15 protein-coding genes are annotated in these 16283 nt (G+C 72.2%); 11 read left to right on the top strand and 4 right to left on the bottom strand.

What is annotated here, in order from left to right:
* Positions 1-539: 539 nt before the first annotated feature.
* Positions 540-1121 (top strand): hypothetical protein, encoded by a 582-nt coding sequence (locus tag amrb99_RS44700; protein ID WP_190868133.1) that lies wholly within the window; start codon positions 540-542, stop codon positions 1119-1121.
* Between the two features lie 601 nt (positions 1122-1722).
* Entirely contained in the window at positions 1723-2478 is a 756-nt protein-coding gene (locus tag amrb99_RS44695) for a sporulation protein (protein WP_190868131.1), read from the top strand.
* A 191-nt stretch (positions 2479-2669) separates the two neighbouring features.
* Here amrb99_RS44695 and amrb99_RS44690 read toward each other — a convergent pair whose 3' ends face one another.
* The 3 genes from amrb99_RS44690 to amrb99_RS52000 form a co-directional block, all read right to left on the bottom strand.
* Complete coding sequence (locus tag amrb99_RS44690) at positions 2670-3947, bottom strand: HNH endonuclease signature motif containing protein (protein WP_190868129.1); 1278 nt, start codon at positions 3945-3947, stop codon at positions 2670-2672.
* Between the two features lie 487 nt (positions 3948-4434).
* A complete protein-coding gene (locus amrb99_RS52005) occupies positions 4435-4737 on the bottom strand; it encodes a hypothetical protein (protein WP_241756516.1) in 303 nt (100 codons plus the stop codon).
* A gap of 75 nt (positions 4738-4812) precedes the next feature.
* Positions 4813-5004 carry a (d)CMP kinase gene (locus tag amrb99_RS52000; RefSeq protein WP_241756515.1) on the bottom strand — a complete coding sequence of 64 codons (192 nt, stop codon included), beginning with the start codon at positions 5002-5004 and terminating at the stop codon, positions 4813-4815.
* A 45-nt stretch (positions 5005-5049) separates the two neighbouring features.
* Between amrb99_RS52000 and amrb99_RS44680 the strand changes: the two genes are divergently transcribed.
* From amrb99_RS44680 to codA, 4 genes are all read left to right on the top strand, one after another.
* A complete protein-coding gene (locus tag amrb99_RS44680) occupies positions 5050-6402 on the top strand; it encodes a CoA transferase (RefSeq protein WP_190868127.1) in 1353 nt (450 codons plus the stop codon).
* Positions 6399-7970 (top strand): AMP-binding protein, encoded by a 1572-nt coding sequence (locus amrb99_RS44675; protein WP_190868126.1) that lies wholly within the window; start codon positions 6399-6401, stop codon positions 7968-7970. Before amrb99_RS44680 ends, amrb99_RS44675 begins: the two co-directional genes overlap by 4 nt.
* A gap of 137 nt (positions 7971-8107) precedes the next feature.
* Positions 8108-9523, top strand: a complete 1416-nt coding sequence (locus tag amrb99_RS44670) for a cytosine permease (protein WP_190868124.1) — start codon at positions 8108-8110, stop codon at positions 9521-9523.
* On the top strand, positions 9520-10887 hold the full coding sequence (gene codA / locus amrb99_RS44665; RefSeq protein WP_190868122.1) for a cytosine deaminase: 1368 nt from the start codon (positions 9520-9522) through the stop codon (positions 10885-10887). Before amrb99_RS44670 ends, codA begins: the two co-directional genes overlap by 4 nt.
* An 88-nt stretch (positions 10888-10975) precedes the next feature.
* Here the strand turns inward: codA and amrb99_RS44660 are convergent, their stop codons facing one another.
* Positions 10976-11551 (bottom strand): TetR/AcrR family transcriptional regulator, encoded by a 576-nt coding sequence (locus tag amrb99_RS44660; RefSeq protein WP_190868120.1) that lies wholly within the window; start codon positions 11549-11551, stop codon positions 10976-10978.
* A gap of 85 nt (positions 11552-11636) precedes the next feature.
* On the opposite strand from amrb99_RS44660, the gene amrb99_RS44655 reads away from it, so the two are divergent.
* The 5 genes from amrb99_RS44655 (at position 11637) to amrb99_RS44635 (ending at position 16282) form a co-directional block, all read left to right on the top strand.
* On the top strand, positions 11637-12275 hold the full coding sequence (locus amrb99_RS44655; RefSeq protein ID WP_190868118.1) for an NAD(P)H-binding protein: 639 nt from the start codon (positions 11637-11639) through the stop codon (positions 12273-12275).
* Between the two features lie 156 nt (positions 12276-12431).
* Positions 12432-13463 carry an ABC transporter ATP-binding protein gene (locus amrb99_RS44650; RefSeq protein WP_190868116.1) on the top strand — a complete coding sequence of 344 codons (1032 nt, stop codon included), beginning with the start codon at positions 12432-12434 and terminating at the stop codon, positions 13461-13463.
* Entirely contained in the window at positions 13460-14272 is an 813-nt protein-coding gene (locus tag amrb99_RS44645) for an ABC transporter permease (protein ID WP_190868114.1), read from the top strand. Before amrb99_RS44650 ends, amrb99_RS44645 begins: the two co-directional genes overlap by 4 nt.
* A 46-nt stretch (positions 14273-14318) precedes the next feature.
* Positions 14319-15680, top strand: coding sequence for a histidine kinase (locus amrb99_RS44640; RefSeq protein WP_206700356.1), 1362 nt, complete (start codon positions 14319-14321; stop codon positions 15678-15680).
* On the top strand, positions 15677-16282 hold the full coding sequence (locus amrb99_RS44635) for a response regulator (protein WP_190868112.1): 606 nt from the start codon (positions 15677-15679) through the stop codon (positions 16280-16282). Before amrb99_RS44640 ends, amrb99_RS44635 begins: the two co-directional genes overlap by 4 nt.
* Position 16283: the final 1 nt, after the last annotated feature.

The following is a 16283-nucleotide window of genomic DNA, read 5'->3' as shown; positions in this document are numbered from 1 at the left end:
GGTGCACCGCCATCGCCCTCGCCTCCTACCTGTGGGCCAAGCACACCTTCAACAAAGCCTGACCCCCACACAACCCGGCCACACAGGGCCGCCAGACCACCCGGTCCGGCGGCCCTGAGCCGTTCCTGAATGAGGGGGCGGTACTTGATCTAGAGCGGCAGCGAGGATCAGTGACGGCGAACTGTCTGCGTTGAGCGCGCCGGGGTCGAGGTGACACCGGCCGGTCACCGAATCGTCATGAGCGAACCTTTCCCCAGGACGACCATCACGACCAGCAGGCCCTTTCCGCCCGGCTGGATTGACTCGCGGCCACCAGACCGCGAAACGAGCAGACCGGCTCATCGTCACCGTTTCCGCAGACGCGGCGGCGATCGGTTGGGCGCCTGCGGTGCGCGCCCGTCGCCCGTGTCCGCACTGGTCGACCCTGCGGCTGCCCACCCATCTGGGACGCGGCGGTTCATGCGGTGGTCGAACTCGGTGCGGACCTCCAACCGGAAAAGCCTCCAGCCCGCGATCTTCGCCATGTGATACTTCCCAGCATGAACAAGATCGACTTACCGCATTCGGGGTGGGGCAACGGGACAGTGCCCGTGGAGCACGCGCCCGGCGACGACGGAACCGTGCTCGAGATCCAGGGCAACCGGCTGGGCGGCTACAACGTCTACGGATTGGTCGATACTCCCGAGCATCTCGAGCAGGGCGACAGGCTGTGCGCGGTCCACTTCACCGGCGGTCGGGTGCGGTCGATCGTTCCGCGAAGGTACACGCACGTGAAGATCGAGAAAAATTCGCGTTCTGCAGGGATCGTCTGGTGGAAAGTCGGTTTCCGTTCCGCCGACACCTGTCCTGAACTAGGCGACACCATTCGCGGGTCGTGCCCGGATGTCGTCCAGTACCGTGGACCTGCGGCGAAAGCGTTGCTAGAGGTAGGCAAGGGGTACGCCAATCTCTACCGGAGCGGGATGTCCGGGAAAGGACGCCGTGAACTCAAGAGGGTTTCCGATGGCCCGTTCCGAGGGGCCGTCGAGCTGCCGCAAGGACCGGTCCTGCTGTCCATCGACTGCCTGGTGTCTTGGTCACTCACTGTTCCGAGCATGACCAGGAAGGTCAACCGCGCTTGAGTTCCCCCAGAACGGGGAGCGAGATCACCCAGGCAGAGGAACTGCAACCGTACGCCAGTCGACAGGCTTGCAGGTCAATCGATATTGCCTACTCGATCGGAGTGCAAGAGCTGCGTCCATCGAGGTGACGTATGGAGGCCGACTGATCTATGGCGTCGTGACGTGATACGGCCACGCGACTCTCTGCATATCCTGGACACGCCTATCAACATTGATGCCGGTCCGTAGCCGGAGGTATTCACCGCCGAAAGAGCCAGGGACGGCGACATGATGTTCGAGGTCTTCTCCATGCTCGGCTGCCCCGGGTCGCCGGTGACCCAAAGGCTTTCGTCTACGACCTGCTGCGCAGGCTGCCCTGCGGAGCCCAACTCCGCTGGGGCAGGCGTTCGCCGAGTGCGGCGGATCGACAGGACGCTGCGCCTGCTGTCGATCCTGGACCCTGTCGACGACACTACCCTCGCAGGCTCAACAAGCAGCTGACGGTGCAGGAGTCCCGGCATTGCCTCATCCGCTAACAGGATCTTCGGCCGAGGTATGGAGGCGCGGACGTGTCGAGTGGATAGCCTTCGCGCCTGACCAGTTCGAAGGGGCTACGTGCGTGATGTTCAAGCGTCTGCAGAGGCGGTTCGGGGGCGAGGCGGTCGATGTCGACACGCAGGTGCTTGCCGGCGTCGCTCGCCCTGGCGACACCTTCCCGGGGCAGGTGTTCCTCCGCGCTGTCGATGAGGACGTGAGGGTGGAGAGCCTCGTCTTGAGGGTCGTCGCTGAGTACGCCCATCTGGACACCGGCGAGGTCGAGGTCGACGAGATCGGATACCAGTACGTCGACGGCCCGTTCACGGTGGGGGAGGAACCGCAGCAGGCCCGCTTCTCACTGCGGCTGCCCTGGGAGACACCGATCACCGAACTGGCGGGGATGGCCCTTGGACCGGTACTGCGGTTGCAGACCTTTCTCGACGACGTGGACGGAGAGGACGCTGCCGACCACGACCTCCTTCACGTCTCCTCCCTGCCGCTCCACGAGGCGATCATGGAGGCGTTCGCGCTGGCAGGGTGGACGTTCCAGTCCAGTCGGCTCGCGGGAGAACGGGTACCGGCAGCAGACCAGATCTTCGACTTCCATCAGTCGTTCGTCCTTGCCGAGCGCAGTCCCGCCGCGGGCGGGCCGGGCCAACTGGAAGTCGTCTTCCTCACGAACGCGGTCGGCTGCGAGGTGTTCGTCCGGCCTGCCGCACCTGAGGGGCGTTACTGGAACGACCGGCCTGCCGCCCACCGTTTCATCGCGGCACACCACGACCTCGACCGTGTGGACTGGCCAGCAGAAGTCAGGCGCTGGATCAGCGGCGCCGGCCTTTGACCATCATGCGCACGATGCCCCCGCACCTTTGAGGCGGCGGCACCAGTGGAGCGGGCTGAAGGCTCGTTCGACGACGTAGCGGTGGACGTCCGGTCCCGGCCCGTGATCCGTGTGGTGTGCCGCGCCGGGCGATGGGTGGATGCGGCCGGGCAGGCGTAGCGCACGACCGGGTATGGGGCGCAGAGGGTGGGTTATGCGGCCCAGTCGAGGGTGGGAGTGTCGGGTGGGCCGATGTTGCCTGGTGGTCCGGCCCCGGTTGCGGATCTTCTGGCGTCGGGTGGTGGGAGTAGCCGGTAGACGTATCGCCCGTCCTGATCTTTGGTGATGTGGATCTGGTCGGGGCGACTGTGTTTGAAGCGGTTGTGCCAGCCGCAGGTGAGTGCGAGTTGGTCGATGTCAGTGGGCGATCGTCCGAGTGCCCATCCGTGGACGTGGTCCACTTCGCACAGCGTTCCGGGGACCTCGCAGCCTCGTACCGCGCACGAGGGGTAGAGCGTTTCCAGTACCTGTCGTTGTGCTGCGCTGGCGAAGCGTTCCCGGTGGCCGAGGTAGAGCGGGGTGTTTCCGCGTCCGAGCAGGAGGGGTGAGACTCCGGCCGAGAGGGCGATGCGGCGGGCTTGTGCGGCGGGGATCGGTGACCCGTCGGTGAGGCGGGCGGGTGCGTTGCCTCCGGTGAGGGTGTCCAGGTCGCAGATGACGGTGACCTTGGAGGCCTTGTGGCCGCCTGAGAGGACGCTCGACAGTGCCGCTGCGGTGCGTTCGGGGAGGTCGCGGCGGTCGTCTGGTCCGGCCGGCTTGGCCAGTGGGGCGAGGGTGCCGTCCCAGATGGCGGCGTCTTCGGGGTTCAGCCAGCCTTTGACGTAGCGGCCGCCGTCCAGGGATCGGGTGGTGGTGAGCCAGGAATTGTCGTAGCCGCGCTTGGTGTCTTCGTCGGGGGCGTCTTCGGTGTCGTCGCGTTCGGCGATGAGGTCGCGGATGCGGCGCCCGAACGCGCCGACTTTCCCGGCCGAGAAGCCTTGGTCGACGAAGCCGAGGAGGGTCGCCTCGGCCTCGGCGCAGTCGGTGTCGTCGAGGCGGGCGACCGAGTCGGCGACGGTGGCGGCGTATCCGTAGGACAGGTCCCCGGCGGCGAGGCGTTCGGCCACCTGAGGGAGACGATGACGCTGCCGGGCGAGAGTGAGACGCTCCTTGGCGCGGCTGTCGCGCATGCCCAGCCGCGATCGCAGCCATGCCTGGGTGGAGGGATATCCCCACCGGGCTGATTCTCCGGCGGCATCGACTCGGCCGATGAATCCAGCGAGCCCGCTTTCCTGCATATCGCACGCGGCCACAAGTGTTTCGGTGAGTTCCAGGCACGCGGCCGCTGATTCGGGGACTTCTCGCGATGCGAGTTCAGTGGCGATGGCTGAGAGCGCGTTCACCAGTTCCATGGTGGACGCGGCCCCAAGCTCGACCGTCACTGACTGCATACGTAAACAGTACCCTGTGTGACAGGCATTCGAAGCCGTTCAAGGCCGTTCGAGCCACATTCTTCCCGGTATTTTTCGGGCGGGAAAGGCTGCTGGGCCTCGTGGCCTGTTGCCGATCTTCGCGCCTCACGCAAGGGAGATTCGTACCTGACGGATGGGGGTGGTGGGGTGGCGCGACCCCGGGGGCGGGGCAGGCGGAGCCTGCCCCCATCACCGGCCCCGTACGCAAGCGCCACCCCACCACCCGAACACCCCTCCTGTCGATCTCCCGAGGGCTTCTTCCCTGACCACATGGCTCCCCTTTTCGGCATGCCCGAACTCGATCAAGCCCGATGGCTATATTTCTTGCTGGGTGCTGCCCGCGGAAGGGCTGTGTGAGCTCCGAGACGAAGCAGCACGTCGTATGCGAGCTTCCCGGTATATACGACCTTGAGATGGGCTCTGCGCAATGAAGTGACCCGCGCGTCAAGTAGCAGATCTTCGGATTTCAGTAGTGCGGCAGCGGCGCGGTTCCGTCAACGAGGAGATCGGCGCGTGCGCGGGTGCCGTCCTCGGCGAAGAAGGCGGTCTCGCGGGCCGACCAGCGGTCCCAGGCGTCGGCGTACTCCAGCCCGTCGCGGTCGATGGCGCGCGCCCGGCGCAGCTCGCGCGGGGCGTCGATCCAGATCCGGTACGCGGCGGGCGACCCCGCCCAGGCCGAGCCGACGCCTTCGACGATGAGGACCGGCGGCGGCGCGATCTCCTCCGGTGGGCCGTACCGGTCGCGGTGCCAGTCGTAGCGGCGCAGCACGGCGGTCCGCCCGGCGCACAGCGGTTCGAGGACGGCGCGCCGCAGCGGCGCCCACCAGGTGAGCGGATCGGCGTCCTACGGGACGCGGAAGTCGTCCGACCTGACCACCGGCGCCCCGACGAGGACGGCCGCGAGGTGGTCGGCGAACGTGGACTTCCCGGCGCCGCTCGGCCCGTCGATCGCGACCAGCCGCGCGGGCCCGCAGGACGGGGGTAGCGCGAGGAGCCGCGCGGCGAGCGCGGGGTAGGTCCGGGGCGGTGGCGGCACGGACGGCATACTTCCAGGTGCCGGCCCCCCGAAGGAGGACGCCCCTTGCCCGGACCGCTCGAAGGCGTGGTGATCGTCGACCTCAGCCGCGTGGTCGCCGGACCGCAGGCCACGATGGCGCTCGCCGATCTCGGCGCGCGGGTGATCAAGGTGGAGCAGCCCGGGACGGGCGACGAGACGCGCGGCTGGGGACCGCCGTTCGCCGGTGCGGACCAGGTGAGCACCTACTACCTGTCGATCAACCGGAACAAGGAGTCGATCACCCTCGATCTGAAGTCGGACGAGGGGAAGGACACCCTGGCGAGGCTGGTGCGGCACGCGGACGTGCTGGTCGAGAACTTCCGGACCGGCGTGCTGGACCGGCTCGGCTTCCCGGTCGGGCGGCTGCACGAGCTGAACCCGCGGCTGATCGTGCTGTCGATCACGGGGTTCGGGCACGACGGGCCGGAGGGCGGCCGTCCCGGCTATGACGCGATCATGCAGGGCGAGGCCGGGATCATGAGCGTCACGGGCCCGCCGGGGACGCCGAGCAAGGTGGGGCTGTCCATCGCGGACATCCTCGCGGCGGGCAACGCCACGTCCGGGGTGCTGGCGGCGCTGTACGAGCGGACGCGGACGGGCCGCGGCTCGGTCGTGCGGACCTCGCTGCTGGCCTCGGTGGTCGGCGCGCACATGTACCAGGGGACGCGGTGGACGGTCGCGGGTGAGGTGCCCGAGTCGGTCGGCAACGACCACCCGACGATCGCGCCGTACGGGACGTTCCGCTGCAAGGACGGCCAGATCCAGATCGGCGTCGCGAACCAGAACCTGTGGCGCAGGTTCGCGCCGCTGGTGGAACTGGACGCCGACGACCCCCGCTACGCGACGATCCCGGACCGGTCCGCGAACCGGGCGGAGCTGACCGCGGACATCGAGCGGGTCCTGGCGGGGGACACCCGGGAGGCGTGGCTGGAGCGCCTGAACGGGGCGGGCGTGCCGGCGGGGTCGATCCGGTCGATCGACGAGGTGTACACCTGGGAGCAGACCCGTTCGCAGGGCCTGGTGATCGAGGTGGAGCATCCGACGCTCGGCCGGATCGAGCTGCCGGGCCCGCCGCTGCGGTTCGACGGCGCCGAGCCGCGCGTGCACACCGCGCCGCCGCTGCTCGGCGAGCACACCGACGCGGTGCTCGCCTGGCTGGACGAGCAGGACGCCGCGGAACGGCGAGACCCGACGAAACAGCAAGACGTCGCGGAACAGCAGGACTTGGCGGGACAGCGGGACGTCGCGGAACGACGAGACCCGGCGGAACAGCAAGACGTCGCAGAACAGCAGGACCCGGCGCGACAGCAGGACGTCGCGGTACGGCTGGACGCGGCGGGTGAACGGGACGGCGAGGAGCAGGGGAGAGGCCAGTGAGGGATCTGCTCGGCGAGACGGGCGGGGCGGTGCGGATCGCGGGCCGGGAACTGCCGCGCGAGGAACTGCTCGGCCGGGCGTCGGCCGTCGCGGCGGAGATCGCCGGCGCGGACGCCGTCGCGGTGCACGCCACGGCGAGCGCGGAGACGGTGATCGCGGTCGTCGGCGGGCTCCTGGCGGGCGTGCCGGTGGTGCCACTGCCTCCGGACTCGGGCCCCGACGAGCGCGCCCACATCCTCGGCGACTCCGGCGCGGTGCTGCTCCTGGCGTCCCGCGACGCGGACACCGGCGACGGCGGCCCGCCGCTCGTCCCGGTCGACGACCTCCCCGCCACCGCGTCCACGCCCCGGACGTCCGAGACCTCGACGTCCGCGAATCCGACGTCCGCGACCTCGACGTCCGCGACCTCGACGTCCGCGAATCCGACGTCCGCGACCCCGGCCTCCACGACCCCGGCCTCCGCCACCCCGGCCTCCGCCACCTCGGCCTCCACCACTCCGACGTCCACGACAGGATCCGAGTCAGCCTCCGACGCGACCGCGCTGATCCTGTACACGAGCGGCACGACCGGCGCGCCGAAGGGCGTGATGATCTCCCGTGCGGCGATCGCGGCGACCCTCGACTCGCTGGCGGAGGCATGGGCGTGGACGCCGGACGACGTGCTGGTGCACGGGCTGCCGCTGTTCCACGTGCACGGCCTGGTCCTCGGCGTGCTCGGCCCGCTGCGGGTCGGCTCCCGGCTCGTCCACACGGGGCGGCCCAAACCGGAGGCGTACGCGGCGGCGGCGAGCGAGGACGGCGGGAGCCTGTTCTTCGGCGTCCCGACGGTGTGGTCCCGGCTGGCGGCCGACCCGGCGTCCGGTGAGGCGATGCGTGCGGCGCGGCTGCTGGTGTCCGGCAGCGCGCCGCTTCCGGTGCCCGCCTTCGAGCGGCTGGAGGCGCTCACCGGGCACCGTCCGGTCGAGCGCTACGGCATGACCGAAACTCTGATCACCGTCAGCGCGCGCGCAGACGGCGAGCGCCGTCCCGGCTACGTCGGCCTCCCGTTGCCCGGCATCGAGACGAGGCTCGTGGCCGAGAACGGCGCCCCGGTCCCGCGCGACGGGGAGACGCCCGGCGAGCTGCACGTCCGTGCCCCGCACCTGTTCAAGGGCTACCTGAACCGTCCGGAGGCGACGGCGAAGTCGTTCGCCCCGGACGGCTGGTTCCGCACGGGCGACATCGCGACGATCGGCCCGGACGGCTGGCACCGCATCGTCGGCCGCGCGTCCACCGACCTGATCAAGAGCGGCGGCTACCGGATCGGCGCGGGCGAGGTCGAGAACGCGCTGCTCGCGCACCCGGCGGTGCGCGAGGCGGCCGTCGCCGGGACGCCGCACGACGATCTCGGCGAGCAGGTCACCGCCTATGTCGTCGCGGACGGCGTGACGGAGCGGCAGCTCATCGACTTCGTCGCGGGGCGGCTGTCGGTGCACAAGCGGCCCCGCGTCGTCCACCTGGTCGGGTCGCTGCCCCGCAACGCGATGGGCAAGGTCGTCAAGACCCGCCTCGGCGAAATCGAGCCCTAGCCCGGCGCCACCAGAAGCAAGGGAACTCGCGGACGCCGGAAGCCAGGGAACGCCGGAAACCGGGGAGCGACTGAGCCGCGGACGCCGGAGAGACCGGCGGACGGAGCATTTCGGGCTGACCAGTAAGGTCGTGGCCTGTGTCCAGCTCAGCGTCCCCCGGCTCCGGTCAATCCGCCGCCGCGCACTCGCTCGATCCCGTCCCGCCGCAGGCCCGCGAGTCGACCGCGGGGCACCAGTTCTGGATCTGGTCCGGCGCGAACATCGCGCCGATCAACTGGGTGCTCGGGGCGCTCGGCATCAAGCTCGGGCTGAGCCTGGCCGACACGGTCGGCGTGCTGGTCGCCGGGAACCTCGTCGGGATGGCGGTCTTCGGGCTGTTCGTGCTGATGGGGCAGCGGACGGGCGTCACCCAGATGGTGCTGGCCCGGTCGGCCTTCGGGCGGCGCGGCGCGTACCTGCCGGCCGCGCTGCAGGGCGTGATGTCGGCGGGCTGGTGCGCCGTCAACACCTGGATCGTGCTGGATCTGGTGATGGCGCTGCTCGGCCAGGTCGGGGTGCACGGCGGCACCGCCCTGAAGATCGTCGTGGTGCTGGTGATCATGGGGCTGCAGGTGTGGATCGCCGCGTCCGGCTTCCACGCGATCGCCGCGTTCGAGAAGTGGACCGTTCCCGTCACGCTGGCCGTGCTCGCCGCGATGACCGTCGTGGCGTGGACGAAGACCGGCGTGCACTGGGACCACCAGGGCCAGGGCCTCACCGGCACCGACCGGCTGTCGGCGATGACGACCGTGATGACGGCGATCGGGGTCGGCTGGGGCATCACCTGGTTCGCCTACGCCTCGGACTACTCGCGGTTCGTGCCGCGCGAGGTGCCGCGCCGCCGGCTGTACGCGGCGAGCGTCCTCGGCCAGTTCGTGCCGGTCGTGTGGCTCGGCGTGCTCGGCGCGTCGCTGGCGACGGTGAGCGCGACCACCGACCCCGGCAAGCTGATCGTGGACGCGTTCGGCGCGCTCGCGATCCCGGTGCTGCTGCTGGTCGTGCACGGCCCGATCGCCACGAACATCCTGAACGTCTACAGCTGCTCGCTGTGCGCGCAGACCGTGGACTGGCACGTGTCCCGCAAGGCGATCTCCTACGGCGTCGGCGTGTTCGCCGCCGCGTTCACGATCCTGCTGATCTTCCAGGAGGACTTCGCGAACACCCTCGACGCGTGGCTCGGCGGCCTCGTCACCTGGGTGGTGCCGTGGGCGTCGGTGATGGCCGTCCACTTCTACGCCGTCCGCCGCCAGAACGTGGACGTCGACGCGCTCTACGATCCGCCCGGACGATCCCGGCTGGGCGACTTCCGGTGGGACGCGCTGATCTCGTTCGTCCTCGGCGCCGCCGCGACGTGGGCGTTCCAGTACGGCGTCCCGAAGGCGCTGCAAGGTCCGGCGGCGCGCGCGCTGGGCGGAATCGACCTGTCCTGGTTGGCCGGGGCCCTGGTCGCCGGGATCCTGTACTTCGTCCTGTCGGCCCGGCGCGGCCGGGCGTGGGAAGGGAGCCCCGCATGAAGCTCGTGACCAACGCCCGCCTGGCCGGGCGGGACGGCCTCCACGACATCGAGATCGACGGCGACCGGTTCGGACGCGTCGCGCCGGCGGGCGAGCTCGCCGGGACCCTGCAGGCCGGCGCCCCCGGCGGGCCGGCCGGCGCCCCCGGCGGACCGGGAGACGCCCCCGGCGGACCGGCAGGCGCCGCCGGCGTGCTGGTGGACGCGGCCGGCGGCCTGGTGAGCCCGCCGTTCGTGGAGCCCCACGTCCACCTCGACACCACCCTCACCGCCGGTGAGCCGCGCTGGAACGCGTCCGGCTCCCTGTGGGAGGGGATCGCGGTGTGGAGCGAGCGCAAGGCCGACCTCACCCGCGACGACGTCGTGTCCCGCGCGACGGAGGTGCTGCGCTGGTACGCGGCGAACGGCGTGCTCCACGTCCGCAGCCACGTGGACGTCACCGACCCGGGCCTGGTCGCGCTCGACGCGATGCTGGAGGTCCGCGAACGGGTGAAGGACGTCATCGGGCTGCAGCTCGTCGCGTTCCCGCAGGAGGGCATCTGCTCCTTCGAGAACGGGCCGGAGCTGCTGGAGGAGGCGGCGCGGCGCGGCGTGGACGCGGTCGGCGCGATCCCGCACTTCGAGGACACCCGCGAGGACGGCGTCCGCTCCCTGGAGATCGCCTTCGACGTCGCGCAGCGGTACGGGCTGCTGCTGGACGCGCACTGCGACGAGATCGACGACGAGCAGTCCCGGTTCGTGGAGGTGCTCGCGACCCTCGCCCGGCGCGGCGGGCTCCGCGACCGCGCCACCGCGTCCCACACCACCGCGATGGGCTCCTACAACGGCGCCTACTCCTACAAGCTCCAGCGGATCCTGGCCCGCTCGGGCGTCAACCTCGTCTGCAACCCGCTCGCCAACCTGTGCCTGCAGGGCCGGTTCGACGCCTACCCCAAGCGGCGCGGCCTCACCCAGGTGAAGGAGATGCTCGCCGCCGGGGTGAACGTCGCGTTCGGGCACGACGACGTCATGGACCCGTGGTTCCCGCTCGGGACGGCGTCGTCGCTGCAGGTCGCGCTGGTCGGGATCGCCGCCGCGCAGCTCACCGGCGCCGCCGAGATCGACGAGGCGTTCGCGATGGTGACGGACCGGGCCGCGCGGGTCCTCGGCCTCGGCGACGGCTACGGGATCGCGCCCGGCCGCCCGGCGAACCTGGTCGTGCTGCCCGCGTCGTCGCCGTACGACGCCGTCCGGCGGCAGACCCGGCCGTCCCACGTCGTCGCGCGCGGCCGGATCGTCGCCGAGACCCCGCCCGCGGTCACGCGGCTGACGTGGCCGGGCCGCGACCCCGAGGACGTCGACTTCGTGCGGACCCGCGACCGCTAGGAGGCCCCACCGCTAGACCCACCGCTAGACCCACCGCTAGACCCCCACCGCTACAGCCCCGCCAGCACACTCCCGCTGGGGGAGCCGTTCAGGGGAGCAGGACGGGGAGCAGGGGCCGGACGAGGGCGGCGGCGGCCGATTCGGGCAGGTCGGGCGCGTCCGGCGGCGCCGCGAAGTAGTGCAGGAAGCCCTGCTGGAAGCAGCCGCCCATCAGCAGGGCGGCGGCGGCCGCGGTGTCGGCGCCCGCCGCGACGCGGCCCAGGTCGCGCTCGGCGTCCAGGTACCGGGTGAGCGCCCGCACCGGCTCCTGCGGGCCCGCGCCGTACTGGCGCAGCGCCTCCCGGCTCGCCGCCATCAGCTGCGGCTGCGCGGCCATCGACGCCATCATCGGGAACGCCCGCCGGTAGAAGGCGAGCCCGCCGTGCACGACGCCGACCAGGTTGGCCTCCACGGTCGCCTCGCCCGCGACGGCCCTCGCCGTGAACGCCGGCATCCGCTCCTTGAGCACGGCCAGCATCAGCTGCTCCTTGTCGCGGAAGTGCTTGTAGAGCAGCGCCTCGGAGTACCCGGCGGCCTTCGCGATCTCCTTCGTGGTGGCGCCCGCGATGCCGCGCTCGCGCATGACGTCCGCCGCCGCGTCCAGGATCCGCTCGCGCGCGGTCATCGGCCGCCCCCTTGACAGTGAGTGAATGCTTACTCATTCTAGGGGTTAGTAAATGTTCACTCACCCCATCGGGGAGGAATCCGGGATGAGAATCACCGTCTTCGGCGCGACCGGGGGCATCGGCACCCGGCTCGTCCGCCGCGCGCTGGACGCCGGGCACGAGGTCACCGCGGTCGTCCGCAACCCGGGCGGGATGCCCGCCGACCTGCGCGACCGCGCCGCCGTCGTGCAGGCGGACATCATGGACCCCGCCGCGATCGAGGGGGCGGTGAAGGGCGCGGACGCCGTCTTCAGCGCCATGGGCGCGCGGAGCATCGGCCCTACCACCGTCTGCAGCGAGAGCTCCCGGAGCATCATCGCCGCCATGCGCGCGACCGGTGCCGGCCGGTTCCTCATGGTCAGCATGGGCGCGATCGCGTCCGAGCCGGGCGACGACCCGCTCACCCGGTACGTCGTCAAGCCGCTGATCCTCGGCCGGATCCTGCGCTACAGCATCGCCGACATGCGGGTGGCCGAGGCCCAGGTGCGCGACTCCGGGCTCGACTGGACGATCGTCCGCCCGCCCCGCCTCACGAACAAGGAGGGCCGCGGCCGCTACCGCAAGGCCGTCGACCGCAGCGTGACCGGCGGCTACAGCATCACCCGCGACGACGTCGCCAAGGCCCTGCTCGACCTCGCCGGCGACCTGCCGTCCATCGGCCACGTGATCTCCATCGCGGGCTGAACCGCTGCGGGCGCGGCAGGCACGGCAGGCACAGCGGGCGCGGCAGGGCGCGGCGGGGCGGCATGACAGGTGTCATGCGGAACACCTGACAGGCGCCGGCCGAACCGGTGACACGTCCTTCTACCGGCGCCCGCCGCGGCCCGCGACGCTGGGGGCATGGACGAGACCCCACCCATCAGCATCGACGGCCTGCGCCAGCGGTACGGGGACTTCGAGGCCGTCGCCGGGATCTCCTTCGAGGTCGCGCCGGGCGAGCTGTTCGCGCTGCTCGGCACCAACGGCGCGGGCAAGACGACGACCCTGGAGACGCTCGAAGGGCACCGGCCCGCCCAGGGCGGCACCGTCCGGGTCCTCGGACGCGACCCGTACCGGGAGCGCCGGGCCGTCCGGCCCCGGATCGGCGTCATGCTCCAGGACGGCGGGTTCTTCCCCGACCTCACCGTGGCCGAGACCGTGGACCGCTTCCGCGGCTTCACGCCGGAGCCGCGGCCCCGCGACGAGGTGCTCGGCCTCGTCGGGCTCGCCGAGCGGGCGGGCGTCCGGGTCCGGCAGCTGTCCGGCGGGCAGAAGCGGCGCCTGGACCTCGCGCTCGCCCTGCTCGGCCGTCCCCGCGCGCTGTTCCTGGACGAGCCGACGACCGGCATGGACCCCGAGGCCAGGCGCGCCACCTGGCGGATCGTCCGGGACCTCGTCGCCGCCGGTACCACCGTCCTGCTGACCACCCACTACCTGGAGGAGGCCGAGCACCTCGCCGACCGCCTCGCGATCATGCACCGGGGCCGGATCGAGACCGCCGGGACGGTCGCCGAGGTCGTCGCCGGGCACGGTGACCGGATCGGCTTCCAGGTGCCCGAGCGGCTGCGGGTCGCCGAACTGCCCGCGCTGCGCGGCGCCCGCGCGGACATCGCCGTGGACGGGGGCCGCGCCGTCGCGTCCTACACGGTCACCGAGGCGGGACTCCAGAGCTGCCTGTACGAGCTGCTGCGCTGGGCAGACGAGCACCGCGTCGAGTTGCGCGGCTTGCAGGCGCGCAGTGCCTCCCTTGAGGACGTCTTCCTCCGCACGTCCTCCGGCGCGCGAGAGAGAGACGCACACGGAACCGGCGCCGAGCAGACCGGCGCCGAGCAGATGGCTTCCGGGGCGGCTGGCGCTGGGGCGGCCGGTGCGCTGGAAGGAGCGTCCCGATGACGATGCCCCGCCCCATGGCCGGCGGCGCCGCCCTCCGCGTCGCGCGCCTCGACCTCATGCTGCTGTGGCGCAACCGGACCGCCCTGTTCACCGCCGCCGGGCTGCCGGTGCTGTTCGCCGCGCTGCTGTTCCCCGCGCACGGGCAGAAGGCCGGCGGCATGGACGCCGCGCTGCTCCAGGGCACCGGCCACCTCGGCTTCTTCCTCCTCTTCGCGGTGTTCATGAACCTGGTGAACGTCTTCACCGCCCGCCGCGAGGACCTGACGCTCAAGCGGCTGCGCGGCACCGCGCTCGGCGACGCCGACATCATCGGCGGCGGCGTCCTGGCCGCGACCGCCATGTACGCCGTCCAGGTGCTGGGCCTGCTGGTGCTTCTCGGCACCGCGCTCGGCGGCCGGTTCCCCGCCGACCCGCTCCTGCTGGCGGCGGGCCTCGCGGGCGGCGCGGCCGTGTTCGCGGTGCTCGCCTTCGCCGTCTCCGGCCTTACCCCGAACGCCGAGCTCGCCCAGCTCACCGTCCTGCCGATCATGTTCGCCTGCCTGGCGGGCGCCGGGGTGATGTTCCCGCTGGACGGGCTGCCCGCCGCGGCGGAGGAGGCGTCCCGCTGGCTGCCGCTGAGCCCCGTCGTCGAGATCACCCGCACGGCCTACTTCGGCCGCGACTTCCACGACCACGCCGCCCACGCGCCCGTGGGGTTCGCCGGCGGCTGGGCGGCCTGCCTGCCCTCGTTCGCGGTCCTCGCGGTGTGGCTCGGCGCCGGCCGCGCCATGGCGGGCCGCTGGTTCCGCTGGGAGCCGCGGCGCGCCTGACCCGGAGCGCCCCGCGGTTACAGTCGAGGAGTAAGGAGGACGGGACATGACGGTCGCGACCACGGCGGACCTGGAGGCGCAGGACACCCGCAGGCTCGAGCGCTACCGCCGGGTGACGCACCGCTCGTTCCTGTGCGCCGCCGCGGGCTTCCTGGCGCCGGGCCTCGCCGGGCTGGCGGCGGCCTACGGCGACGGTACCGTCGGCATCCCCCTCGCCGCCCTCGTCATCGCCGGCATGGGCCTGCTGACCTGGTACTACGCGCGGCTCGTCCGGGCCGCGCTGGAGGGCGGGGGATCCCGACGGGACGTCGTGCTCAGCGGCGTGCTGACCGCCGCGCTCAGCGCGATGATGGTCACCAGCCCGCTGTTCAGCGTCGTGTCGGTGTTCTGGGTGTCGGCGGTGGTGCTGGCCCCGATGAGCCGCCGCCGGGTCGTCGCGATCTGCGTCGGCACCGGCGCCGCCGGCGGGGTGTACGCGACCGTCGCCGCCCACTTCCTGTACCCCGGCGGGGACATGCCCTGGTACGGGCTGCTGCCGGTCATGGTCCTGATCTACACGGGCACGTGCGGGCTCGTGGCGTTCGTCAACCGCTACCAGCGCCGCATGTGGGACCTGCACCAGGAGACGCACGCCGCGCGGGACGCGCTCGCCCGCCTCGCCGTCACCGAGGAGCGGCTGCGCTTCTCCCGCGACCTGCACGACCTGCTCGGCCACAGCCTCTCCCTGATCGCGGTGAAGAGCGAGCTGGCCATGCGGCTGGCGGACGCCGACCCGGCCCGCGCCGGCGCGGAGATGGCCGACGTGCAGCGCGCGGCCCGCGACGCGCTCCGCGAGGTGCGCGCCGCCGTGCACGGCTACCGCGCCGTCGAGCTGGACGCCGAGCTGGCCGGGGTGCGGGCGGTGCTGGAGGCCGCCGGGGTCCGGTGCGACGCCGGGGCCGTGCCGGACGGGCTGCCGCCCGAGGTCCGCTCGGTGCTCGCCTGGGTGATCCGGGAGGGCGCCACCAACGTGATCAAGCACAGCGAGGCCCGGCACTGCGCCGTCGCGCTCACCGCGTACGGTGGCTCCGTGGTGCTGGAGATGCGCAACGACGGCGTCCGCGGCGACGCGGACGCGCACCGCGAGGGGACCGGCGGGGCGGGGCTGACCGGCCTCGCCGAGCGCGCCGCCGTGGTCGGCGGCGAGGTCACCGCGGGCCGGCACGGCCGCGACGGCTTCCTGCTGCGCGCCGTCGTCCCGCTGCCGCGCACCGTGCCGGACGGCCCGTCCGCCGCCGAGCCGTCCGCCGCCGAGCCGTCCGCCGCCGAGGAGCCCCAGGCCCCGGAGACGGCACAGGCCGAGACGGCACAGGCCGAGACGGCACAGGCCGAGACGGCGCGGGCGGCGGCCGGGGGGAGCGGCCGGTGATCCGGATCCTGCTCGCCGACGACGAGCACCTCATCCGCGGCGCCGTCGCCGCGCTCCTCGGGCTGGAGGCCGACCTGGAGGTCGTCGCCGAGGCCGGCCGCGGCGACGAGGTCGCCGCCGCCGTCGCCGCGCACGATCCCGACGTCGCCGTCCTCGACATCGACATGCCCGGCGCGGACGGCCTCACCGTCGCCGAGGACCTGGCCGCCGCGGGCGCCCGCTGCGCGGTGTGCATCCTCACCAGCTTCGGCCGCCCCGGGTACCTGCGCCGCGCGATGGCCGCCGGGGTCCGCGGCTTCGTCGCCAAGGACGCGCCGACGCAGGAGCTGGCCGCCGCGATCCGCAAGGTCCACGAGGGCGGCCGCTACCTGGACGCCGAGCTCGCCGCGACCGCCATGGCCGCCGGCGACAACCCGCTGACCGAGCGCGAGCGCGAGATCCTCCGGCTCACCGGCGCCGGCACCGGGACCGCCCGCATCGCGACGCTGCTGCACCTGTCGGAGGGCACCGTCCGCAACTACCTCTCCACGGCGATGAGCAAGCTCGGCGAGCCGTCCCGCATCGCAGCCGTCCGCGCCGCCCAGGAGATGGGCTGGATCTGAC

This window comes from Actinomadura sp. RB99, from assembly GCF_014706005.1.
Taxonomy (GTDB): Bacteria; Actinomycetota; Actinomycetes; order Streptosporangiales; family Streptosporangiaceae; genus Spirillospora.
The sequence above is the reverse complement of the archived record's forward strand: the minus strand, read 5'-3'. Positions and strand labels throughout refer to the sequence as shown.

Bases quoted from the DNA above. Each gene is read 5' to 3' on its own strand.
- amrb99_RS44700 (WP_190868133.1), top strand. From the start codon at position 540: ATGAACAAGATCGACTTACCGCATTCGGGGTGGGGCAACGGGACAGTG.
- amrb99_RS44695 (WP_190868131.1), top strand. From the start codon at position 1,723: ATGTTCAAGCGTCTGCAGAGGCGGTTCGGGGGCGAGGCGGTCGATGTC.
- amrb99_RS44690 (WP_190868129.1), bottom strand. From the start codon at position 3,947: ATGCAGTCAGTGACGGTCGAGCTTGGGGCCGCGTCCACCATGGAACTG.
- codA (WP_190868122.1), top strand. From the start codon at position 9,520: ATGAAGCTCGTGACCAACGCCCGCCTGGCCGGGCGGGACGGCCTCCAC.
- amrb99_RS44660 (WP_190868120.1), bottom strand. From the start codon at position 11,551: ATGACCGCGCGCGAGCGGATCCTGGACGCGGCGGCGGACGTCATGCGC.
- amrb99_RS44655 (WP_190868118.1), top strand. From the start codon at position 11,637: ATGAGAATCACCGTCTTCGGCGCGACCGGGGGCATCGGCACCCGGCTC.
- amrb99_RS44650 (WP_190868116.1), top strand. From the start codon at position 12,432: ATGGACGAGACCCCACCCATCAGCATCGACGGCCTGCGCCAGCGGTAC.
- amrb99_RS44645 (WP_190868114.1), top strand. From the start codon at position 13,460: ATGACGATGCCCCGCCCCATGGCCGGCGGCGCCGCCCTCCGCGTCGCG.
- amrb99_RS44640 (WP_206700356.1), top strand. From the start codon at position 14,319: ATGACGGTCGCGACCACGGCGGACCTGGAGGCGCAGGACACCCGCAGG.